The organism is Jidongwangia harbinensis, assembly GCF_020216025.1.
Lineage (GTDB): Bacteria > Actinomycetota > Actinomycetes > Mycobacteriales > Micromonosporaceae > Actinoplanes > Actinoplanes harbinensis.
This window is the reverse complement of record NZ_JAIWNC010000030.1, coordinates 17,173-38,359: the sequence shown is the minus strand read 5'-3', so window position 1 is coordinate 38,359 and position 21,187 is coordinate 17,173. Positions and strand designations below refer to the sequence as shown.

Here is a 21,187-nt window from a genome sequence, read left to right as displayed (position 1 = left end):
GACGTTATCCGGCCGCCGCCATCCGACGCTGCACGAGGCGGCCCAGGTCACAGCCGGTTTGCTGAGAGCCTTCTCAGCCTCAGCGGTACGGATTGAAGTTCTGCGCCGCCATCAGGAACCATGCGGTGGCGCCGACGTGCTGGCGCTGGAAGTACCCGAACGCGAAGCCGGTGTCGAAGGCGCTGCTCGCCGCGACCACGCCGGACCGGGCGGGCAGCGGGGTGCCGGTCCAGGTGCCGCCGCCGGCCGGGTCGGACAGTCTGCCGCCGTCCGGGTCGGCGGTGCGCCCCACGGTCTGACCGGCGCCGACCCGGTTCTGCGCCACCACGGTCTCGGCCAGCAGCCGCTTGGCGATCGCCCGGTCGCCGGACTTCCTGCGCTGCAACAGGGCCAGGGCGGCGTGACCGTTGCCCTCCAGCCACACCGCGTCCCGGTGGTTCGGCAGGTCGCTGCCGGAGATCGGGCCGGTGATCGCCTTGGCCTGACTGCTGTACGTGACGCCGGAGATCCGCACGTCCGGCGCCAGCTGCGAGGTGCCGCCGGCGGAGTCGGTGTTCCACAACTGGTCCATCACCCAGTCCACCGACGGGTCGTACCGCCGGTCGCCCATCCCGAGCACCGCCCACGTCTGGACGTCCTCCGGGATGTTGCCGGTGTTGATCAGGTTGGGGTCCTCACCCTCGAGGCCGCCCAGGGTGCCGGTCCAGAGGAAGCGGTCGGCACGGTTCCACATGTTGCCGACGAACGCGGCGGCGGCGTCCGCGCGGGTGTGCCAGCGCCGGTCCCGGGTGAGCTTGGCGAGCAGCATGAAGAACGCGTACACGTCGATGTTGTGTTCGGTGGAGGTCCACCTCTGCGGTGTCACGCCGTCGGTCTGCATCCCGCCGTGGTAGCCGCCGTGCGTGTACCCCGACTCGTTGCCGGCGATCCACCGGGCCAGCGCCACGGCGCCGTCCAGGTACTTCCGGATCCGGGTGTCGGCGTAGAGCTGCGCCAGCGCCAGGCCGGCCCAGGCCATGTCGCCGGTCGAGGAGCCGCCGAAGCCGAACGGCCACAGGAACGCCGCCTTGCCGTCGTCGCGCCGGAGCCCCGGAAACGCCGGGCTGCCACCGTAGAACAGCATCGGACCCGCGGCGTACGCCTGCCGCACCCGCCCGTCGGCGAACGCCTCGTCGTGGTCCTGGATCCAGAGGAACGCGTCACCGATGAGCCGCGCCCGCCGCACGTTCGCCACCGTGGGGTTCGCCAGGTAGGCCAGGATCGCCAGGGCGTTGTCGTACACGAAGGCGGCGGTCATCAGCCCGCTCTCGTTGTTGTACGACTGCAGCAGCCGTGGCTCGGCACCCTTGACGTACGCGTCCTGCACGACGTCCAGATACCGGTAGGCCCGGGCGACCGGCGTGGCCAGCGACGGGTCGACCAGGTGCCGGGGCCGGTCCGAACTCGCCGACGCCGGGTCGGCCGGCAGCAGCGGCGTGGCGACGGTGGCGGCGGCCGCCAGCGCCAGCAGCCGCCGCCGCGGAACCGGTACGGACGAGACGGAGAAGGTCGCTGGCATGGGGGCTCCTAGCGCTGTGAGAGCGCTCTCACGAGCGCTCTCACATTGAAACGCGTCCGTCACGTCCTGGCAACACCACCCCCGTGCCAGCTCGGGCCGACCGGGCAGGGCTACGGAGCGGCGTCCGTGATGGGGGCCAGGTTGAGGGCGGTCAGGTCGTCGCGGATGAGGGCGGCGTCGCCTTCGATGACCATGGTGAGGGACCCGGGGTGCAGGTGGGCGGCGGCCGCGGCGGAGACGTCGGCGACCGTGGCGTCCAGCAGCTGCCGGCGCAGGGTCGCGTAGTAGTCGTCGGGCAGGCCGTGGATGACCAGGGTGGCCAGCGCACCGACGATCGCGCCGGGCGTCTGCATGTCCACCGAGAGCTGGCCGGCCCGCCACCGGCGCGCCACCTCCAACTCCGCCTCGGTCACGCCGTCCAGCCGGGTCCGGGTGATCTCGCCGACCGTGTCGGCCAGGGCCGGGCCGGTGACCGCGGTCTGCACCGCCGCGCTCACCCCGAACCGGCCGAACCGGCGGGTCATCGCGAAGTCGCCGCGGATGCCGTACGTGTAGCCCTTCACCTCGCGGATCAGGTGGTTCAGGCGGGACGTGAACGCGCCGCCCAGCACGGTCGCGGCCAACGTGATCGGCACGTAGTCGGGGTGTGCCCGGTGCGGCGCCCGGTGGCCGAGCCGCAGCGTCGACTGCACCGACCCGGGACGGTCCACCAGGATGGTACGGCGGGCGTCGCGCAGCGCCAGGGTGAGCGGCGGGTCGACCGGCAGCGGATCGCCGGACGTACCGCCGAACGCGGCCTCGGCCAGCACCTTGAGGTCCAGCCGGTCCAGGTCCCCGGCGACCAGCAGCACACCGGGGCGGCCCAGCCAGGACCGGTGGAACTCCACCACGTCGTCGGCCGTCACCGCGGCCGTGGACGTCGGATCGCCGTGCAGCGGACGGCCGTACCGCTCGCCGGCACCGAACAGGTCGGCGCGCAGGGCGGCGTCGGCGCGCGGGCCCGGTTGCGCCCACTCCATGCGCAACGCGGTCACCTCGTCGTCGCGGACCCGGAGCACGTCGGACGGATCCAGTTTCGGGGTACGGGCCGCCTCGGCCAGCAACTCCACCGCGCCGGGCAACAGGTCCACCGGCACCGAGACACCGACCCGGAACGCGTCCCAGTCCACCGAGGTGGTCAGCTCCGCGCCGAGCCGCTCCAGCGCGAGCGCGAACTGCGCCGAGTCGCGCTTCTGCGTACCCTCCTCCAGCGCCTTGGCCAGGATCGAGGCGGTGCCTTCCCGGTCGGTGGCCTCCCGGGCCGCGCCCGCGTCCAGCAGCAGGGACGCGGTGGCGAGCAACTGGCCCGGCAGGTGGGCGGCCACCACCAGGCCGCCGGCCGCCTCGGTGCGGATGACGGACGGGAAAGAGTACGGCCGGGCGGTGCCCGGTTCCGGCCGGTCGGCTACGAGGGTCACGAGTGGTCTCCCGGCAGGTAGGTGAGGGTGACGCGGGACGACGGCTGCAGCGTCTGCGCGGCCACGTCGGCGATGTCGCCGGCGGTGACGGCCTGCCAGCCGGGCAGCCGGTAACCGGCACTGGCCGGATCGCCGAACTGGGTGGCGTACCGGCCCAGGGTGTCGGCGCGACCGCCCACGGTGGACAGTTGACGCCACCACGACGTGGTGAGCAGGGCCTTGGCGCGTTCGAGTTCGGCCTCGGTGACCGGCTCGGTGGCCAGGCCGTCGACCACCTCGGCCAGCCCGGCCTCCAGGGTCGCCGCGTCCACGCCGTCCTTGGCGGTGGCCGTGATGATCAGCGGCGCGGGTGCGTGCGCCAGGTCGACGCCGTACGCGCCGACGTAGTCCGGCTGGGCGATCCGGGCGCCGTCGGCCAGCCGCTGGTAGAGCCGGCTGCCGCGGCCGCTGCCCAGGACGGTGGCGAGCACCGTGACGGTGTCGTAGCCGGCCGAGCCGAACGGGTGGGTCCGGTGCGACAGGTAGATCCGCGGCGCCGGGACCTTACCGGTCACGGTCTGGCGGGCCGGGTGCTCGGCCGGGCCGGTGAGGTGACCGTTCGGTGCGGGCGGGATGTCGGGGACCGGTTCCAGGGCGCCGAAGTACTTGTCCGCGAGCGCGAACACCTCGGCCGCGCTGGTGTCGCCGACCACGGTCAGCACCGCGTTGTTCGGCGCGTAGTACTGCCGGTGGAACGCCCGGAAGGTCTCCAGGCCGGCCGCGTTCAGGTCCTCCATCGACCCGATCGTGGCGTGATGGTACGGATGGCCGGGCGGATACAGCAGCGGTAACAGGCGCAGCCACGCGTCGCCGTACGGCACGTTGTCGTACCGCTGGCGTCTCTCGTTCTTGACCACCTCGCGCTGGTTGTCGAGCGTCTCCTGGGTGAGCGCCGGCACCAGCCCGCCCATCCGGTCGGCCTCCAGCCAGATCGCGAGTTCCAGATGCTCCGAGGGCATCGTCTCGAAGTAGTTCGTCCGGTCCGGATTCGTGGTCGCGTTCAGCGAGCCGCCGTTGCCCTGGACCAGGCGCATGTGCTCGGTCTTCTGCACGTGGACCGAGCCCTCGAACATCAGGTGCTCGAAGAGGTGCGCGAAGCCGGTCTGTCCCTCCGGCTCGTGCCGCGAGCCCACGTCGTACCACAGGTTCACGCAGACGACCGGTGCGCTCCGGTCCTCGCTCACGACCACGCGGAGCCCGTTGTTCAGGCGCGTGGTCTCGATGGGCCACGGATAGCCGGTCTCGACCGGCGTGGATGTCGACGTCACCACCCCAGTATTCCTTCCTTCGCTCCGCTTTCGGTCGCTCTTGGTGTCCTGGTCACACCGGGCGGGCCGCCGCCCGCCCGATCCGCGACCCGAGGGGACACACAGATGGACGACAGCTCCGACGCGAGGTTGCTGGAGCAGACGCTGTTCGAGGTCAAGAAGGTCATCGTCGGACAGGACCGGCTCGTCGAGCGGCTGATGACCGCGCTGCTGGCGGGCGGGCACTGCCTGCTCGAAGGCGTACCGGGCGTGGCGAAGACGCTGGCCGCGGAGACGCTGGCGGTCGCGGTGGGCGGCACCTTCCACCGCATCCAGTTCACCCCGGACCTGGTGCCGTCCGACATCCTCGGCACCCGGATCTACCGGGCGTCGCGCGAGTCGTTCGACATCGAACTCGGCCCGGTGATGGCGAATCTGGTGCTGGCCGACGAGATCAACCGCGCGCCGGCCAAGGTGCAGTCCGCGCTGCTCGAGGTGATGGCCGAGGGGCACGTCTCGATCGGCGGGCGGACCCACCCGGTGCCGCGGCCGTTCCTCGTGCTGGCCACCCAGAACCCGATCGAGAGTGAGGGCGTGTACCAGCTGCCCGAGGCGCAGCGCGACCGGTTCCTCATGCGGGTCCTGGTGGACTACCCGACCGACGCCGACGAACTCGGCATCCTGTACCGGATGGGCCAGGGCCGCCCGCACGCCCGGCCGGTGCTGGACACCGCGCGGCTGCTGGCGTTGCAGGACCGGGCCCGCAACGTCTTCGTGCACCACGCGCTGGCCGAGTACGTGGTCCGGCTGGTGCTCGCCACCCGGGACCCGGCACGCTTCGGGCTGCCCGAGGTGGCCGGCCAGTTGGCGTACGGCGCCAGCCCGAGGGCGACGCTCGGCCTGGTCGCCGCCGGCCGGGCGCTCGCGCTGCTGCGCGGCCGGGACTACGTGCTGCCCGCGGACATCCTGGAACTCGCTCCGGACGTGCTGGCGCACCGGCTGGTGCTGTCGTTCGACGCGGTCGCCGACGACGTGGCCGCCGAGTCCGTGGTCCGGCGCATCGTCGACGCCGTGCCGTTGCCGGTGATCGCGCCGGCCCAGCAACAGCAGGGCCCGGGCCTCGGAATCGCGGCGTGACGGCGATGGACCAGGGTGCGTCGATCAACGAACTGGCGCCGGAACGCCGGCTGCGCCGGCTGGAACTGGCCGTGACCCGCCGCCTCGACGGGATGCTGCAGGGCCGGTACCTCGGCCTGCTGCCCGGTCCGGGCAGCGAGCCGGCGGGCAGCCGCGAATACCACGCCGGCGAGGACGAGGTACGCCGGATGGACTGGTCGGTCACCGCCCGCACCACCGTGCCGCACGTGCGCACCGTGGACGCGGACCGGGAGCTGGCCACCTGGGTGCTGGTGGACGGCACGCCCAGCATGGACTTCGGCACCGCCGAGTTCGAGAAGCGGGAACTGGCCGTGGCGGCGGTGGCCGCGGTCGGCTTCCTCACCGCGGGTGCCGGCAACCGGCTCGGCGGGTACCTGCTCGGGCCGGACGGCGTGCGGCGGTTTCCGGCGCGTACCGGGCGTACCCATCTGCTCGGCATGCTCCGCACACTGCTGGCCGTGCCCCGGGGTCCGGCCGCGACCACCGGAGTGTCGCTGGCCGACGCGGTGGAGGGGGCGCACCGCGCGATCCGCCGCCGGGGCGTGGTGGTGGTCGTCAGCGACTTCCTGGACGGGCTGGACGCCGACGGACTCGGCCCCGCGGCACCCGACTGGGAACGGCCGCTGCGCCGGCTCGCCGCCCGCCACCAGGTCCTCGCCGTCCAGGTCACCGACCCGCGCGAACACGAACTGCCGGACGTGGGGCTGCTCACGCTCGTCGACCCGGAGACCGGGCGGCGCCGCGAGGTGTCCACGGCCGGCCGCCGGCTCCGCGAGCGGTACGCCGACGCGGCCCGTACCCAGCAGGCCACCATCGCCGCGGCGATCCGCCGGGCCGGCGCCCAGCACCTGCCGTTGCGGACGGACCGGGACTGGATCGCCGACATCGTCCGCCACGTCCACGCCCAGCGCCGGCTGACCCGGGCCGGCCGGGCGAGAGTCCAAGGGAGCACCACGTGAGTTGGCAGAGTCCGGAACGGCTGTGGCTTCTCGCGGCGGTCGCGGCGCTCGCCGTCGCGTACGTCGTCCTGCAACGCCGCCGCAGCCGCTACGCCGTCCGTTTCACCAATCTGAAGTTGCTCGACCGGGTCGCGCCGAAGCGCCCGCAGTGGCGCCGGCACGTGCCGGCCGGCCTGTTCCTCGCCATGCTGGCGTTGCTCGTCGTCGGTTTCGCCCGGCCGATGGACGACGTCCGGGTGCCCCGGGAACGGGCCACCGTTCTGGTCGCGGTGGACGTGTCCCGGTCCATGCTGGCGGCCGACGTGGAGCCGGACCGGCTCACCGCCGCGAAGGCCGCGGCCCGCGAGTTCGTGGCGAACCTGCCCGAGGAGTTCAACGTCGGCCTGGTCGGCTTCGCCGGCAGCGCCTCGGTGTTCGTCCCGCCGGTGACCGACCGCGGTGCGGTGAACGCGGGCATCGACCGGCTGTCCGAAGGCGCGGCCGGCCGGGCCGGCACGGCGATCGGTGACGCCATCGCCACGTCGCTGGACCAGATCCGCACGCTGGACGCGAACGCCGGCGAGGACACCCCGCCGGCCCGGGTCGTGGTGCTGTCCGACGGCGCCAACACCGCCGGGCAGGACCCGAACCAGGCCGCCGGACTGGCCAGCGAACTGGGCGTGCCGGTGGACGCGATCGCCTTCGGCACCGAGTCCGGCACGATCGGCGGCGCGCAGCCGGTGCCGGTGGACGGCGAGACGCTGCAGTCGGTGGCGGGTGCCACCGGCGGCAACTACTTCGAGGCGGGCAGCGCCGCGGAACTGCGCAACGCGTACGCCGACATCGGCAGCTCGGTGGGCTACGAGACCGAGCAGCAGGACGTCTCGGCCCGCTTCATCGGTATCGGTCTGGTGCTCGCGGCGCTGGCCGCGGTCGCCTCGATGGTCTGGTTCGCCCGGCTGCCCTGACAGGAGTGGAGAGCATCATGACGTATCCAGGACTCGGCGGGGAACCGCGCGGACCGGAGTTCGTCTCACCCGGCGTTCCGGCCGGTGCGGCGGCCGCGGGGCCGTCGACCGGCCCGGCGCACGCCGCGGCCGGGCCGGCCCGGCGCTGGCCGATCGTCGCGGCGGCCGGGACCGCCGTGGTCGCGGTCGCCGCCGGCAGCGGAGGCGCGGCCGGATACCTGGCCGGCGGCGCCGGCGACCCGGCGTCCACGTCCGCCGCCGAGACGTCCGCACCGCCGCCGCCGGGCGTGCCGTCCGACCTGGTGGGCGCGGCCGCCCGGGCGTTGCCCGGGGTGGTCTCCATCCAGGTACGCGGCGCGTCCGGCGGCGGTTCCGGCTCCGGCTTCGTGTTCGACAGCCGCGGCCACATCGTCACCAACAGCCACGTGGTGGCCGCGGCCGGCAGCGGCGGACGGATCTCGGTGGTCGGTTCGGACGGCCGCCGCCTCACCGCCGAGGTGGTCGGCCGCGACCCGAACAGCGACATCGCGGTGCTGCGGGTGGAGGCGTCCACCGCGCTGCAGCCGTTGCGCGCGGCCGACCCGAACGCCACCCGGGTCGGCGAACCGGTGCTCGCCGTCGGCTCCCCGCTCGGCCTCACCGGCACGGTCACCGCCGGCATCATCAGCGCGCTCGACCGCCAGGTCCGGCTCGGCGGCCAGGTACGCCAGACCGCGGTGCAGACCGACGCCTCCATCAACCCCGGCAACTCCGGCGGTCCGCTGGTGAACGCGCGCGGCGAGGTGGTCGGGGTGAACACCGCCATCGCGACCCTGGAGGGCGGCGGTTCGATCGGCATCGGCTTCGCGATTCCGGTCGAACGGGCCCGCCAGGTGGCCGACACCCTGATCAACCGTGGATAGTCGAAAGATGCGGCTGCTGGTGGTGGAGGACGAGGAGGACCTGGCCGAGGGCCTGCGGGTGGGGCTGGCCAGGACCGGGTACGCGGTGGACGTCGCCGCCGACGCGGCGGAGGCGTACGACCGGCTGACCGTCAACGAGTACGACCTGATGCTGCTCGACATCAACCTGCCGGACGGCGACGGGTTCACGCTGTGCCGGTCGCTGCGCAACGGCGAGGTGGAGACGCCCGGCGACGGCGACCTCCGGGTGCTCATGCTCACCGCGCGGGGCGCCCTGGACGATCGGGTACGCGGCCTGGACGAGGGCGCGGACGACTACCTGGTGAAGCCGTTCGCGCTGGCCGAACTGCTGGCCCGGGTCCGCGCGCTGCTGCGGCGGGACACCGCCGGCACCTCCGCGGTGCTGACCGTGGGCCCGCTGCGCCTGGACAGCGCCCGGCACCGGGCGTCGATGGCCGGCGCCGAACTGACCCTCACGCCGAAGGAGTTCGCCGTCCTGGAGTACCTGATGACCCGGGCCGGCCGGGTGGTCTCCAGCGAGGAACTGCTCGAGCACGTCTGGGACGAGAACGCCGACCCGTTCACCCAGACCGTCCGGGTCACCGTCGGCACGCTGCGGCGCAAGCTCGGCGACGGCTGGATCGAAACGGTGGTGGGACGCGGCTACCGGCTCCGGGAGGCGGCGTGAGCCCCCGGATGCTGCGCGCCCGGATGATCCGGAGCTGGATGGCCCGGCCGCCGATCCTGCGGTCCATCCGGTTCCGGCTGACCGTGCTCTACTCGCTGCTGCTGTTCGCGCTGGCCGCCGCCACACTGGCCATCACCTACTTCGCGGTGGCCCAGTCCACCGACCCACAGCCGATCACCGCACAACGGGCCAAGATCTACGAGAACTACCGGCCGGTCGGGTTCACCACGGTGGCCGAGATCAGCCAGATCGAGGCCGCGGTCAACTACAACACCCTGCAGAATCTGCGGAACTACTCGCTGATGGCGCTCGGCGGCCTCTTCGTCGCCAGCCTGGGCATCGGCTGGGTGCTGTCCGGCCGGGCCCTGCGACCGGTCGGCGCGATCGCCCGGACCGCCCGCGACATCCAGGCCACCGACCTGTCCCGGCGGATCAACCTGGACGGCCCCCACGACGAACTCCGCGACCTGGCCGACACCATCGACTCCATGCTGGAACGGCTCGACCACGCCTTCCAGTCGCAGCGGCAGCTCATCGACGACGCCTCGCACGAACTGCGCAGCCCGCTCGCCATCATCCGTACCAACCTGGACGCCTCGCTGACCGCGCCGGACGCCTCGCCGGAGGAACGCACCCGGGCGGTCGCCGTGGTGGACCGGGCCACCACCCGGATGTCCCGCCTCGTCGAGGACCTGCTCGCCACGGCCCGCCGGGACTCCGACGCGGTGCCGGACGCCGACGTGTACCTGGCCACGGTGGCCCGGGAGGCGGGCGAGGAGTACGGCTCGGAGCGGGTGTCGTTCGCCTACGACGTGGACGAGGGCCTGCGCCTCATCGGCGACCACGACGCCCTGCGCCGGGCGGTCGGCAACCTGCTGTCCAACGCGGTACGCCTGGCGCCGTCGGCCAGCACCGTCACGATCGCCGGTGGGCGTACCGGGTCGTGGCTCTGGCTGGTGGTCGCGGACCAGGGACCGGGCATCGCGCCGGACCACCTGTCCCGGGTGTTCGACCGCTTCTGGCGCGCCCCCGGTAACGCGCCGGTGCGCTCGCGGGAACGCCGGACCGGGCTCGGACTCGCCATCGTCCGGCAGATCGTGGAGTCGCACGGCGGGCAGGTGGCCGCACACTCGACGCTCGGCGTAGGCAGCACGTTCGTCCTCTGGTTGCCGGCTCCGGACCGGACCGACGACGTCCCGCCGCCGGACACCAACCCCTGGCCCCGCTAGACCGGGCGGGCCCGGGCTCGGCCTTTGCCGGGCGGCCGACTCCTGGTCCGGCTAACCCGGTGGCCGGGTCCGGGGCGACGGTGCCATGCTGGGCGGCGTGCCGGACGACGTGCAGGTGAGTGAGCGGCTGACCATCCCCGCCGCGGAACTCTCGTGGCGTTTCTCCCGGTCCAGCGGTCCCGGCGGGCAGGGTGTGAACACCACCGACTCGCGGGTCGAGCTGTCCTGGGACCTGACCGGGTCCGAGATGCTGCCGCCGGTGCTGCGGGACCGGGCGGTGGAACGGCTGGGACGGCGCCTGGTCAACGGCGTGCTCACGGTGACGGCCTCGGAGCACCGGTCCCAGTTGCGCAATCGGGAGGCGGCGGCGGCCCGGCTGGCCGCGCTGGTCGCGGACGCGATCGCCCCGCCGCAACGGGCCCGGCGGGCGACCCGGCCGTCGCGCGGGGCGGTGGAGCGCCGCATCGCCGAGAAGAAGCGCCGGGGCCAGACCAAGCGCAACCGCCGCGCCGACTCCGACTGACGGTTCGGCATTGGTGTGCCAGTGGAGCGCTCCACTGGCACACCAATGCGGTTATGGGCCTCCGACAGGCACCGTGGTGTTCCACTGAGGCCGCGAGGTGACATTTCGGGCGAGGCGCACGCATCCGCCGGGACTTCCTCGCCCGGGCGCGTGGGGGACGGGGGAGCGCCCCTGACCGGGCACCCGTCTGCGGAGCGCTTGACTGTCCGGTACGCGGCGTTTGCGTGGCAGATCTTGGAGGCGCACGCCAGATCTTGGAGGGCGAGGAGATTCTTGGAGCGAAATGGCCCCCATGAGGGCGTGCTGCCTCCAAGATCTGCTCTTCCCTCCAAGATCTGCTCTTCCCTCCAAGATCTGGCCGATTGCTGCGAGATCGACGAGCGTGCCGTTCCTCGTTTCGCCGGGTTCGGGTGACGCCGCGTGTGGTTCCCCGGCACCCAGTGCGCCGTAACTCTGCACGCTGCGCTCGGGCGTCGGGGGTGCGTCGAGTTGTGGCACCCAGCGCGCCGCTGTTGCGCACACCATGGCGCGGGATGCGCGGTGGCGTCCGCAAAAAAAGGGGGCAAAGGGTCGTCTGGGGCCGACGTGAGGTTGAAGTCGTGCAGCTGTGGTCGATATACGACTCCACGGCCACAAGATCGGAGTAGCGAAGACGCGGTTGCTCGTCAACGGTGACCGGGCACGAGGGGTGCGAGCGGACTCCTCGAAGCCAACGCCCGTCACCGCTTGACGGAACCCTTCACAGATCTTGGAGGCTGGGCAGATCTCGGAGGCTGGGGCAGAACTTGGAGTGCGGTGGCCGCTATGGGGGCGTTGCGGCTCCGAGAATCGTGTGGACCTCCAGGATCTCGCCGGAGCAAGGCCGCACACCGGCACAGCACCCACCGGGGCGGGCGGTCGGCGGGGCGAGACCGGGGGCGTGGTGGGGTGGCCGGGTCGGAAGCCGGGGCAAGGCAGCGTTTCGGACATGACGGGTCGCTGATTTGTGGGACTCCGCGACTTTCCGTATCCCGGAAGGAGAGCCCGCCCGCCAGAAGCAGTCTGTGCCCGGCACCACCGCCGGACGGTCACCCACTCTCGGACCGGATCTGCCGGGTCAGGGGTGGTGCTGACGTGGGCACCGACAGTGCGACCAGGGAGTCAGCGGTGGTTGAACGGGGCCACGGTTTCGCGGTTCTCGGCGGCCGCCGCCGGGCCGAGCAGTTCGTCGCAGACGCGGATCAGGCGGGCGCGCAGGCCGGCCGCGCGGCGGGCGAACTCGCGCTGGCGGGACACGTACTCCGCCTTGCCCTCCGGGGTCTCGATCTTCACCGGCGGGTGACCGTAGGAGGTCAGGTCGTAGGGCGACGCCTGCATGTCGAGCAGCCGGATGTCGGCGGCCAGCGCGAAGCAGTCCAGCGCCAGCGCGCCGGGCACCGCCGGGCCGAGTTTGCCGGCCCACTTGTGGCAGTCCATCGCCGCGTGCAGGCAGCCGGGCTGGTCCAGGTCGACCTGGGTGGCGCGGGTGGGCTGCAGCCGGTTGAGGCCGACCGCCTCCGGGGTGAAGAACCGGAATGCGTCGAAGTGGGTGCAGCGGATCGGGTGGCTCTCCACCACCTGGTCGGTGCCGGCCTGGCCGAGCCGCAGCGGCAGCGGGTGGCGGTGTTCCGGCCGGCGGTAGACCATGGCCCACTCGTGCAGGCCGAAGCAGCCGGAGAAGACCGGGCGGGACGCGGTCGCGGTGAGCAGGCCGTGGATGTAGCGCACGCTCTCGCCGCGGGCCGCCAGGTATGCCTCGACGTCGAGCGTGACCACGCCGTCGGGAAACGTCCGGTACCACTTCCAGGCGGCGTGCTCGGCCACCCCGTCCGGTGCCGGGGCCAGGCCGGTGCCGACGCCGGGGTGCCAGCGGCGTAGTTGGGCCGGGCGGGTGCCGTAATAGTCGTACAGGAAGTCCTCGATCGCGTGCTTCTCACCGCGCGCCCGGCGGGCGCGATGGCCGGCCGTCATGTCGTCGGCGCGCTCGGCGTGGGCGCGGGCAAGGGGGATCCACGTCACCGAAGGCAGCGTCGTGGTCAGCATTCCACCAGCGTATCGAGCACGTACGACATCGGCGCGCTTCGCCACTGTAGTCTTGGTGCGAGCGGATGTAGTACACCTACTACATTTTTGATATTGTGCTGGACATGGAGGCTTTCGGCACCGCGGACGAACCGGTGATCGACGTCCGCGACCTGCGCATGCGGTACGGGACCAAGGACGTCCTCGACGGGGTGAACTTCGTCGCCCGGCGGGGTGAGGTGCTCGCCCTGCTCGGTCCGAACGGGGCGGGCAAGACCACCACGATCGAGATCCTGGAAGGCTTCCGGATGCGGTCGGCGGGCGAGGTGCGGGTGCTGGGCGACGACCCGGCGACCGGGGGCGAGCGGTGGCGGGCGCGGCTCGGGGTGGTGCTGCAGTCCTGGCGGGACCACGGCAAATGGCGGGTACGCGAGCTGCTCGGCCACCTCGGGACGTACTACGCCGACTACTCCACGTCGCAGATCAACCGGCCCTGGCCGGTGGACGAGTTGCTCGAGGTGGTCGGCCTGACCGGGCAGCGGGACACCCGGATCGGCCGGCTCTCCGGCGGGCAGCGGCGCCGGCTGGACGTGGCGATCGGCATCGTCGGCCGCCCGGAGCTGCTCTTCCTGGACGAGCCGACGGTCGGGTTCGACGTGGCCGCGCGCCGTGAGTTCCACGACCTGGTGCACCGGCTCACCGACGTGGACGACACCACGGTGCTGCTGACCACGCACGACCTGGACGAGGCGGAGAAGCTGGCGGACCGGATCCTGATCCTGGCCGGCGGGCGGATCGTGGCCGACGGTTCGCCGGACGAACTGGCCCGCCGGGTGGCCGGCGAGACCGAGGTCCGATGGACCCGGGACGGTTCCCGGTACGTGCACTCGGCCGCGGACGCGACCGGCTTCGTCCGGGAGCTGTTCGCCCAGTACGGCGAGGACATCGCCGATCTGGAGGTGCGGCCCACCAGTCTGGAGGACACCTACATGACTTTGGTACGCGAGTCCGAGGCCGGCCGTGCCGCCGACGCGGTGGACGTGTTCGCGGCGGTGGCCCGGTGAGGCGACGAACCGGACCACGGCGGCGGAGCGGAGGTAGGCGATGAGTGCGGCCAGCACCGCGCTGCGGACCGGGGTGGCCCGCGGCGGCATCGAGTTCCGGCAGAGCCTGACCACCGGGCTGGACCTGTGGACGTACCTGTTCCCGTCGCTGGTGGCGTTGATCACGGTCTTCTTCATGCGGGACGCGCGGGTGCCCGGCACCGAGTTCTCGCTCGGCGCGAGCACGCTGCCCGGCTTCCTCGGCATGAACCTCGCCCTCACCGGCCTGGCCACCGTCGCCCAGCTGCTGGTCACCGACCGGGAGGACGGCACGCTGCTGCGCGCCAAGGCGGTGCCGACCGGGATGTCCGGATACCTGATCGGCAAGATCGTGCTGGTCGGCGGAATGGCACTGGTCGGCTTCGTGCTGCAGCTGGTGCCGGCACTGTTCGTGGTGGACGGTCTGCAGCTGGACGCGAACGGCTGGCTGACGCTGTGCTGGCTGATCCCGCTCGCGTTGGTGGCCACCATGCCGCTGGGCGCGGTGCTGGGTTCCATCTTCGACAACCCGCGCAGCATCGGCCTCATCATGTTCACCATGTTCGGCCTGATCGCGATCTCCGGGATCTTCTACCCGATCACCGCGCTGCCGGGCTGGTTGCAGGGCCTCGGACAGGTCTTCCCGATCTACTGGATGGGCCTGGGCATGCGGTCGGCGTTCCTGCCGGACGCGATGGCGGCGGTGGAACTGGGCGGCTCGTGGCGGACTCTGGAGGGCTTCGGCGTACTCGGCCTCTGGGCGGTGCTCGGGCTGCTGCTGGCACCGGTGGTGCTGCGCCGGATGGCGCGCCGGGAGTCCGGTTCCGCGGTGGCGGCCCGCCGCGAGAAGGCGATGTCCCGGGCCCCGATGTGAGGCGGGCGAGCGGACCAGGGAGGCTACGGTCGCGACCACGGCGGCGGACGAGCGCCGGGTCGGGCCGCGGAGGCGACGGATGAGCAGCGAGGTCACCTACAACCGGATCGCGATGCTGCGCGCCGAGCGGGGCATCTCCCGCCGGCAGCTGGCGGAGGCGCTCGGCGTGCACTATCAGACCGTCGGATACCTGGAGCGCGGCGAGTTCAGCCCGAGCCTGCATCTGGCGTTGCGGATCTGCGCCTACTTCGAGGTGCCGGTCGAGGTGGTCTTCTCGTTGCGGCCGTTCCCCCGCCTGGGCGCCGACCCGGTGCCGCGCCCGGCGTAGATTGGCGGCGCGTGTTCGTTACTACCTCTGGGGTTGACCGTGCGTTTCGCTCGCTTTGTTCATGCCGGTGGCGTGTCGTTCGGAGTGGTCGAGGGTGAGGCCGGTGCCGGCACCTCCGGGCTGACCGTCGCCGAGATCAGCAGCCTGCCGTTCGAGGAGGTGCGGTTCACCGGGCAGCGCTGGGCGCTCGCCGACGTCCGCCTGCTCGCGCCGATCTTCTCCAGCAAGGTGATCGGCGTCGGCCGCAACTACGCCGAGCACGCCGCGGAGCACGGCAACGAGGTGCCGAAGGAGCCGTTGATCTTCATCAAGCCGTCGACCTCGGTGATCGGCCCGAACGACGCGATCCGCCTGCCGTCGCAGTCGAAGCAGGTCGAGCACGAGGCCGAGCTGGCCGTGGTGATCGGCGCGACCGGTGCCCGCCGGGTGGACCGGGCCGGTGCCGAGCGGGCCATCTTCGGCTACACCTGCGGCAACGACGTGACCGCGCGGGACCTGCAGCGCTCCGACCCGCAGTGGACCCGGGCCAAGGGCTTCGACTCGTTCTGCCCGATCGGCCCGTGGATCGTCACCGGCCTGGACGTGCGCGACCTGGAGATCCGCTGCGAGGTGGGCCGCGACCCGGAACAGCTGGAGATGCGCCAGCTGGGCCGGACCAAGGACATGGTGTTCGACGTGCCGACGCTGGTGTCGTACGTCTCGCACGTGATGACGCTGCTGCCCGGCGACGTGATCCTGACCGGTACGCCGGCCGGGGTGAGTGAGATCGTCGCGGGCGACACCGTGTCGGTGACCGTGCAGGGCATCGGGACGCTCTCCAACCCGGTCGTCACGCTGGACTGAACCCGGCGGCGTCGGCCGCGATGCCGTCCAGCAGCACCGCCAGGCCGTACCCGAACGCGTCCTCCGACTCGTGGAACCCGCCGGCGTTCCACAGTTCCGTCATGGCCGGGTGCCGCTCGACGTCGAACCAGTCCTCCCACAGCTGCATCCGCTGCAGCCACCAGTCGTCGTCGGACTGGCCGGTGGCGCGGCGCAGCTGTGCGCTGTCGGCCTCCTGGCGGGCGCCCGCGGTGACGAACGCGGTGATCGCCAGCGCGGCCGGGTTGATCCGGTGCAGCGGCAGGCCGAGGCCGGAGACGGTGGACAGCACGTACTCCCGCTCGGCCAGCATGCCCGGCCCGATCGGCGGCCGCACCAGGGTGACCTGGCTCAGCCACGGGTGTGCCCGGTACATCGCCCGGGTGCGGTCGGCGTACACGCCGACCTGGTCGCGCCAGTTCTCCGGGCGGGGGTCGCCCGGGCCGGGGAGCGCGCGGCCGGCCAGCACGTCGTCCACCATCAGGTCGACCAGCTCGGCCCGGGACGGCACGTACGTGTAGAGCGTCATCGTGCCCACGCCGAGCCGGGCGGCCACCTTGGCCATCGACGTGGCCGCCAGCCCGTCCGCGTCGGCCAGCGCCACGGCGGCGGCCACCACCGCGTCCACGGTCAGTTTCGGCGGCCGTCCGGTGGGCCGCCCGGCCGCCGGGGCGCGGTGCCGCCACAGCAGCGGCAGGATGCGCTCCGGATCGGTCCGGCCGCTGAATTCCGTCATGGTTCTCGTATACCCTACGAGATAGTTTCCGTAGGCCATACGAGAAGGGGTGTGCGATGAAGATCCTGGTGACCGGGGCGACCGGCAGCGTGGGCCGGCTGGTCGTCGACGAGCTGCTGGCGCTCGGTGCGACCGACGTGCGGGCGCTGACCAACAATCCGGTCAAGGCGGCGCTGCCGGACGGCGTCGAGGTGGTGGAGGGCTACCTGGGCCGGCCGGAGACGCTGCCGGCCGCACTGGACGGCGTCGAGCGGATGTATCTGGCGCCGCTGATCCGCACGGTCCACGAGGTGTGCCGGCTGGCCGCCGCGGCCGGGGTGCGGCACATCGTCGACATGGCCGGGATGAAGGGCGACCACTGGCAGGCGATCGAGGACGGCGTCGAGGCGTGCGGAGTGCCGTGGACCCATCTGGAGCCCGGCGAGTTCATGCCGAACGCGGACATCTGGGCAGGTCAGATCGCGTCGACCGGGATGGTGCGGGACTGCTACGGCGACGCCACGAACGCGCCGATCGCGCTGGAGGACATCGCCGCGGTGGCCGCGCGCATCCTGGTCGACGGCGGGCACCACGGCCGGTCGTACGAGCTGACCGGCCCGGAGTCGCTCTCCCGGCGGGAGCGGGTCCGCCTGATCGCCGAGGCGCTGGGGCGCGAGATCACCTACGTCGAGCTGCCCCGGGACCAGGCGATCGAGCAGCTCGCGCTGGTCATGGGGGAGTACGCGGAATGGTACGTGGACGGCCAGGCCCAGCTGCTCGAACACCCGCAGCGGCCGGTGCCGACCGTCGCGGAACTCCTCGGCCGGCCGGCCACCACGTTCGCCGAGTGGGCCCGGCGACACGTGGACTCATTTCGGTGAGCGGACGGTCACGGAAACGCCGGACGGATACCCGATTTGGCGGGCACCCTGGGCTCAGGTAAAGTTCTCCTCCGGTACGGCATGCCGTACCAAATGGGGTATGGGGTAATTGGCAGCCCGACTGATTCTGGTTCAGTTAGTCTAGGTTCGAGTCCTGGTACCCCAGCGCTACGGTCTCTCCGCGAGATCTGCGGCGCTGGACTTCTGATAGAGTTCGGCACCGTTGCTGGAGCGGGAGACGCGAGCAACACCGGCAAGACCTGGTCCCGTCGTCTAGCGGCCTAGGACGCCGCCCTCTCAAGGCGGTAGCGAGGGTTCGAATCCCTTCGGGACTACAGCGAAGAAACGGTCCGTGTCATTGACACGGGCCGTTTGTCGTTGCGCGGGGTCACACTGTGAGTGTGACCGATCGCCCGGTCCGCCGTGTCGAATTCCGCCGTTTCGCCCGGGTGCTGCCCGCGCGCGGTGCGGGAGCGTGCGGAATCCGGGTGCGCCGAACGCCACAGTTCCACACGCCAGGTCGGGGCGGCGTGGCTGTGGGGAGATTGGGTGCGGTGGGCGCCGTTTCTTCACACGCGGGGTGGGGTGGTGCGCGCTGTGGGGAGGTTGGGTGCGGTGGGCGCCGTTTCTTCACACGCGGGGTGGGGTGGTGCGCGCTGTGGGGAGGTTGGGTGCGGTGAGCGCCGCTTCTTCACACGCGGGGTGGGGTGGCGGAGGTGGGCGCGCCGTTACTTCACACGGTGGGTGCGGCGATGGGGGTGTGGGGAGTTTTGGGGTGGAGGGCGCCGCGTCTCCGCACGCCGGGGTGGATGGAGAGCGTGCGGCAGGCCGGGTGCGCGCGAAAGTCGTGCGGTCGGGATCGTCGCGCGCGACCCGAACTCCACAAGGGTCGCGTCGCTACAGACCGGAGAGGCGCTGTCCGGCGCGGACCACGGCCATGGCGTGGCGTTCGCCGGGGCGGCGGCCGAGGCGTTCGATCGGACCGCTTATCGAGATCGATGCGATCACCCGGCCGGTGCGGTCCCGGATCGGTGCCGAGACACTCGCCACACCGGGCTCCCGCTCGGCCACACTCTGCGCCCAGCCGCGCCGGCGTACCTCGGCCAGCGTGCGCCCGGTGAACTTGCACCGCGGCAGCAGCGGCATCACCGCTTCCGGTGGCTCCCAGGCCAGCAGGATCTGCGCCGCGGACCCGGCGACCATCGGCAGCACCGAGCCCACCGGCACGGTGTCCCGCAGCCCGCTGGCCCGTTCCGCGGCGGCCACGCAGATGCGTTCGTCGGCCCGGCGCAGGTAGAGCTGTGCGCTCTCCCCGGTGGCGTCGCGCAACGCCGCCAGCAGCGGTTCGGCCGCGGTCAGCAGCACGTCCGGTGCGGCGTTGGCCAGTTCACCGAGGCGCGGTCCGGGCCGCCACCGGCCCTGGGTGTCCCGGACCAGCATCCGGTGGATCTCCAGGGCCTGTGCCAGCCGGTGCGCGGTGGCTCGGGGCAATTTGGTCCGGTCGACTAGTTCAGCCAGGCTGGCGCCGTCGACGCAGGCAGCGAGGATGACCACCGCCTTGTCGAGAACGCCGACACCGCTCATACTGTGTCCCACAAGCCGAAACTTACCTCCCAGAATTTAGGATGTCCAGATGGTGGGAGTCACTACGCCGCGGACCCTGGCCGAGAAGGTCTGGGACGACCACGTCGTGCGCGCGGCCGAGGGCGAGCCGGACCTGCTCTACATCGATCTGCACCTGCTGCACGAGGTGACCAGCCCGCAGGCCTTCGACGGCCTGCGGATGGCCGGTCGCCCGGTGCGCCGGACCGATCTCACCCTCGCGACCGAGGACCACAACACCCCGACCGGGTACGCCGACCCGGCGTTCAACAACCGCCGCGGCGACCTGCTCACGATTGCCGACACCACCTCGCGCACCCAGATCGAGACGCTGCGCAAGAACTGCGCCGAGTTCGGGGTGCAGATCCGTTCGCTGGGCGACGAGGATCAGGGCATCGTCCACGTGATCGGCCCGCAGCTCGGTCTCACCCAGCCGGGCATGACGATCGTCTGCGGTGACTCGCACACCGCCACCCACGGCGCGTTCGGCGCGCTGGCGTTCGGCATCGGCACCAGCGAGGTGGAGCACGTCCTGGCCACCCAGACCCTGCCGCAGGCCAAGCCGAAGACGATGGCCGTCACGGTCACCGGCGAGCTGCGGCCCGGTGTCTCCGCCAAGGACCTGATCCTGGCGCTCATCACGCAGACCGGCACCGGCGGCGGCAACGGCCACATCGTGGAGTACCGCGGCGAGGCCATCCGGAAGCTCTCCATGGAGGGCCGGATGACGGTGTGCAACATGAGCATCGAGTGGGGCGCCAAGGCCGGCATGATCGCTCCGGACGAGACCACGTTCGCCTACCTGAAGGGCCGCGAGCACGCGCCCAGCGGTGCGGACTGGGACGCCGCGGTGGCGTACTGGCGGTCGCTGGCCACCGACGACGACGCCGAGTACGACACCGAGATCGTGCTCGACGCCTCGGCGATCAGCCCGTTCGTCACCTGGGGGACCAACCCGGGGCAGGGCGCGCCGTTGGACAGCGTGGTGCCGGATCCGGAGGAGTTCGTGGACGAGGTGGAGCGCAACGCCGCCCGCCGCGCCTTGGAGTACATGGACCTGACCGCCGGAACCCCGCTGAAGAACGTGCCGGTGGACGTGGTGTTCGTGGGTTCCTGCACCAACGGCCGGATCGAGGACCTGCGCGCCGCGGCCGAGGTGCTGCGCGGCCACAAGGTCCACGAGGGGGTCCGGATGATGATCGTGCCGGGCTCGTTCCGGGTGCGGGCGGCCGCCGAGGAGGAGGGCCTCGACCAGATCTTCCTGGCGGCCGGCGCCGAGTGGCGGTTCGCGGGCTGCTCCATGTGTCTGGGGATGAACCCGGACACGCTCAACCCCGGCGAGCGCGCCGCCTCCACCTCCAACCGCAACTTCGAGGGACGGCAGGGCCGCGGCGGGCGTACCCACCTGGTCTCGCCGCAGGTCGCCGCCGCCACCGCCGTGGTGGGCCGGCTGGCCGCCCCCGCCGACCTCTAGACGTCTGAGGAATCCGCCATGGACAAGTTCACCACCCACTCCGGCACCGTGATGCCCCTGCGCCGGTCCGATGTGGATACCGACCAGATCATCCCGGCCGTGTACCTGAAGCGGGTCACCCGGACCGGATTCGAGGACGGATTGTTCAGCGCCTGGCGCGACGATCCGGCCTTCGTCCTCAACAATCCGGCGTACACCGGCTCCACGATCCTGGTCGCCGGCCCGAATTTCGGCACCGGATCGTCGCGCCAGCACGCGGTCTGGGCGCTGCGCGACTGGGGCTTCAAGGCGGTCGTCGCGCCCCGGTTCGGCGACATCTTCCGGGGCAACGCGCTCAAGGAGGGCCTGCTGCCGGTCCAGCTCGAACTCAAGGCCGTGGAGGCCCTCTGGGCGATGGCCGAAAGCGAGCCGGACAAGCGGCTCACCATCGACCTGGGTGCCCGCGAAGTCCGCGTGGACGATGCCGTCTGGACCTTCCCGATCGACGATTTCAGCCGCTGGCGCCTGATGGAGGGCCTCGACGACATCGGACTGACCCTGCGGCACGAGGCGGACATCACCTCGTACGAGAAGGATCGTGCGACTTTCAAGCCGGTCGTCGCCTGACCCGAAATCCTTAGCCC

General features: G+C 72.0%; 20 protein-coding genes and 2 tRNA genes. 16 read left to right on the top strand and 6 right to left on the bottom strand.

Annotation, left to right across the window (positions count from 1 at the left end):
• Positions 1-79: 79 nt before the first annotated feature.
• The 3 genes from LDL48_RS31070 to LDL48_RS31060 all read right to left on the bottom strand — a co-directional run bounded on the left by LDL48_RS31070 (position 80) and on the right by LDL48_RS31060 (position 4,322).
• Complete coding sequence (locus LDL48_RS31070; protein ID WP_225258680.1) at positions 80-1,558, bottom strand: hypothetical protein; 1,479 nt, start codon at positions 1,556-1,558, stop codon at positions 80-82.
• Between the two features lie 110 nt (positions 1,559-1,668).
• Entirely contained in the window at positions 1,669-3,015 is a 1,347-nt protein-coding gene (locus tag LDL48_RS31065; RefSeq protein ID WP_225258679.1) for a M16 family metallopeptidase, read from the bottom strand.
• Positions 3,012-4,322: a M16 family metallopeptidase gene (locus tag LDL48_RS31060; protein ID WP_225258678.1), complete on the bottom strand. Its 1,311-nt coding sequence runs from the start codon at positions 4,320-4,322 to the stop codon at positions 3,012-3,014. The genes LDL48_RS31065 and LDL48_RS31060 overlap by 4 nt, the downstream gene beginning before the upstream one ends.
• 105 nt (positions 4,323-4,427) lie before the next feature.
• Between LDL48_RS31060 and LDL48_RS31055 the strand changes: the two genes are divergently transcribed.
• From LDL48_RS31055 to arfB, 7 genes are all read left to right on the top strand, one after another.
• On the top strand, positions 4,428-5,438 hold the full coding sequence (locus LDL48_RS31055; protein WP_225258677.1) for an AAA family ATPase: 1,011 nt from the start codon (positions 4,428-4,430) through the stop codon (positions 5,436-5,438).
• Between the two features lie 5 nt (positions 5,439-5,443).
• Entirely contained in the window at positions 5,444-6,418 is a 975-nt protein-coding gene (locus tag LDL48_RS31050) for a DUF58 domain-containing protein (RefSeq protein WP_225258698.1), read from the top strand.
• Positions 6,415-7,365: a VWA domain-containing protein gene (locus tag LDL48_RS31045; RefSeq protein ID WP_225258676.1), complete on the top strand. Its 951-nt coding sequence runs from the start codon at positions 6,415-6,417 to the stop codon at positions 7,363-7,365. Before LDL48_RS31050 ends, LDL48_RS31045 begins: the two co-directional genes overlap by 4 nt.
• 17 nt (positions 7,366-7,382) lie before the next feature.
• Positions 7,383-8,267 (top strand): S1C family serine protease, encoded by an 885-nt coding sequence (locus LDL48_RS31040; protein WP_225258675.1) that lies wholly within the window; start codon positions 7,383-7,385, stop codon positions 8,265-8,267.
• 7 nt (positions 8,268-8,274) lie between these two features.
• Complete coding sequence (locus tag LDL48_RS31035) at positions 8,275-8,955, top strand: response regulator (RefSeq protein ID WP_225258697.1); 681 nt, start codon at positions 8,275-8,277, stop codon at positions 8,953-8,955.
• A complete protein-coding gene (locus LDL48_RS31030; RefSeq protein ID WP_225258674.1) occupies positions 8,952-10,184 on the top strand; it encodes a sensor histidine kinase in 1,233 nt (410 codons plus the stop codon). Before LDL48_RS31035 ends, LDL48_RS31030 begins: the two co-directional genes overlap by 4 nt.
• Positions 10,185-10,269: 85 nt before the next feature.
• Positions 10,270-10,707: an alternative ribosome rescue aminoacyl-tRNA hydrolase ArfB gene (gene arfB, locus LDL48_RS31025; protein WP_255629483.1), complete on the top strand. Its 438-nt coding sequence runs from the start codon at positions 10,270-10,272 to the stop codon at positions 10,705-10,707.
• A gap of 1,140 nt (positions 10,708-11,847) precedes the next feature.
• Here arfB and LDL48_RS31020 read toward each other — a convergent pair.
• Positions 11,848-12,768, bottom strand: coding sequence for a 3-methyladenine DNA glycosylase (locus LDL48_RS31020; RefSeq protein ID WP_225258672.1), 921 nt, complete (start codon positions 12,766-12,768; stop codon positions 11,848-11,850).
• A gap of 104 nt (positions 12,769-12,872) precedes the next feature.
• Between LDL48_RS31020 and LDL48_RS31015 the strand changes: the two genes are divergently transcribed.
• From LDL48_RS31015 to LDL48_RS31000, 4 genes are all read left to right on the top strand, one after another.
• The gene (locus LDL48_RS31015) at positions 12,873-13,811 is read left to right on the top strand and encodes an ABC transporter ATP-binding protein (protein WP_225258671.1); all 939 of its coding nucleotides are present in this window, start codon (positions 12,873-12,875) and stop codon (positions 13,809-13,811) included.
• Between the two features lie 40 nt (positions 13,812-13,851).
• Positions 13,852-14,703 carry an ABC transporter permease gene (locus tag LDL48_RS31010; RefSeq protein ID WP_225258670.1) on the top strand — a complete coding sequence of 284 codons (852 nt, stop codon included), beginning with the start codon at positions 13,852-13,854 and terminating at the stop codon, positions 14,701-14,703.
• 79 nt (positions 14,704-14,782) lie between these two features.
• Positions 14,783-15,031 (top strand): helix-turn-helix transcriptional regulator, encoded by a 249-nt coding sequence (locus LDL48_RS31005; RefSeq protein WP_225258669.1) that lies wholly within the window; start codon positions 14,783-14,785, stop codon positions 15,029-15,031.
• Positions 15,032-15,070: 39 nt separating this feature from the next.
• Entirely contained in the window at positions 15,071-15,874 is an 804-nt protein-coding gene (locus LDL48_RS31000; protein ID WP_225258668.1) for a fumarylacetoacetate hydrolase family protein, read from the top strand.
• On the opposite strand, the gene LDL48_RS30995 is transcribed toward LDL48_RS31000, so the two are convergent.
• Positions 15,861-16,628 carry a TetR/AcrR family transcriptional regulator gene (locus tag LDL48_RS30995; protein WP_225258667.1) on the bottom strand — a complete coding sequence of 256 codons (768 nt, stop codon included), beginning with the start codon at positions 16,626-16,628 and terminating at the stop codon, positions 15,861-15,863. The two genes, LDL48_RS31000 and LDL48_RS30995, sit on opposite strands and share 14 nt — an antisense overlap.
• Positions 16,629-16,684: 56 nt before the next feature.
• Here LDL48_RS30995 and LDL48_RS30990 point away from each other — a divergent pair, with 56 nt between their 5' ends.
• The 3 genes from LDL48_RS30990 (at position 16,685) to LDL48_RS30980 (ending at position 17,823) form a co-directional block, all read left to right on the top strand.
• Positions 16,685-17,488: an NmrA family NAD(P)-binding protein gene (locus LDL48_RS30990; protein WP_225258666.1), complete on the top strand. Its 804-nt coding sequence runs from the start codon at positions 16,685-16,687 to the stop codon at positions 17,486-17,488.
• Between the two features lie 94 nt (positions 17,489-17,582).
• Positions 17,583-17,654, top strand: a tRNA-Gln gene (locus LDL48_RS30985).
• A 96-nt stretch (positions 17,655-17,750) separates the two neighbouring features.
• Positions 17,751-17,823, top strand: a tRNA-Glu gene (locus LDL48_RS30980).
• Between the two features lie 562 nt (positions 17,824-18,385).
• Here LDL48_RS30980 and LDL48_RS30975 read toward each other — a convergent pair.
• Complete coding sequence (locus tag LDL48_RS30975; RefSeq protein ID WP_015625005.1) at positions 18,386-19,072, bottom strand: IclR family transcriptional regulator; 687 nt, start codon at positions 19,070-19,072, stop codon at positions 18,386-18,388.
• 49 nt (positions 19,073-19,121) lie between these two features.
• Between LDL48_RS30975 and leuC the strand changes: the two genes are divergently transcribed.
• Together leuC and leuD are read left to right on the top strand one after the other, a co-directional pair.
• Positions 19,122-20,564, top strand: a complete 1,443-nt coding sequence (gene leuC, locus LDL48_RS30970; protein WP_225258665.1) for a 3-isopropylmalate dehydratase large subunit — start codon at positions 19,122-19,124, stop codon at positions 20,562-20,564.
• An 18-nt stretch (positions 20,565-20,582) separates the two neighbouring features.
• Positions 20,583-21,170, top strand: coding sequence for a 3-isopropylmalate dehydratase small subunit (gene leuD / locus LDL48_RS30965; RefSeq protein WP_225258664.1), 588 nt, complete (start codon positions 20,583-20,585; stop codon positions 21,168-21,170).
• Positions 21,171-21,187 lie beyond the last annotated feature (17 nt).

Coding starts and splice junctions, on each gene's coding strand:
- leuD (WP_225258664.1), top strand. CDS start 20,583: ATGGACAAGTTCACCACCCACTCCGGCACCGTGATGCCCCTGCGCCGG.
- LDL48_RS31040 (WP_225258675.1), top strand. CDS start 7,383: ATGACGTATCCAGGACTCGGCGGGGAACCGCGCGGACCGGAGTTCGTC.
- LDL48_RS30995 (WP_225258667.1), bottom strand. CDS start 16,628: ATGACGGAATTCAGCGGCCGGACCGATCCGGAGCGCATCCTGCCGCTG.
- LDL48_RS31070 (WP_225258680.1), bottom strand. CDS start 1,558: ATGCCAGCGACCTTCTCCGTCTCGTCCGTACCGGTTCCGCGGCGGCGG.
- arfB (WP_255629483.1), top strand. CDS start 10,270: ATGCTGGGCGGCGTGCCGGACGACGTGCAGGTGAGTGAGCGGCTGACC.
- LDL48_RS31055 (WP_225258677.1), top strand. CDS start 4,428: ATGGACGACAGCTCCGACGCGAGGTTGCTGGAGCAGACGCTGTTCGAG.
- LDL48_RS30975 (WP_015625005.1), bottom strand. CDS start 19,072: ATGAGCGGTGTCGGCGTTCTCGACAAGGCGGTGGTCATCCTCGCTGCC.
- LDL48_RS31005 (WP_225258669.1), top strand. CDS start 14,783: ATGAGCAGCGAGGTCACCTACAACCGGATCGCGATGCTGCGCGCCGAG.
- LDL48_RS31020 (WP_225258672.1), bottom strand. CDS start 12,768: ATGCTGACCACGACGCTGCCTTCGGTGACGTGGATCCCCCTTGCCCGC.
- LDL48_RS31015 (WP_225258671.1), top strand. CDS start 12,873: ATGGAGGCTTTCGGCACCGCGGACGAACCGGTGATCGACGTCCGCGAC.
- leuC (WP_225258665.1), top strand. CDS start 19,122: ATGGTGGGAGTCACTACGCCGCGGACCCTGGCCGAGAAGGTCTGGGAC.
- LDL48_RS31050 (WP_225258698.1), top strand. CDS start 5,444: ATGGACCAGGGTGCGTCGATCAACGAACTGGCGCCGGAACGCCGGCTG.
- LDL48_RS30990 (WP_225258666.1), top strand. CDS start 16,685: ATGAAGATCCTGGTGACCGGGGCGACCGGCAGCGTGGGCCGGCTGGTC.
- LDL48_RS31035 (WP_225258697.1), top strand. CDS start 8,275: ATGCGGCTGCTGGTGGTGGAGGACGAGGAGGACCTGGCCGAGGGCCTG.
- LDL48_RS31010 (WP_225258670.1), top strand. CDS start 13,852: ATGAGTGCGGCCAGCACCGCGCTGCGGACCGGGGTGGCCCGCGGCGGC.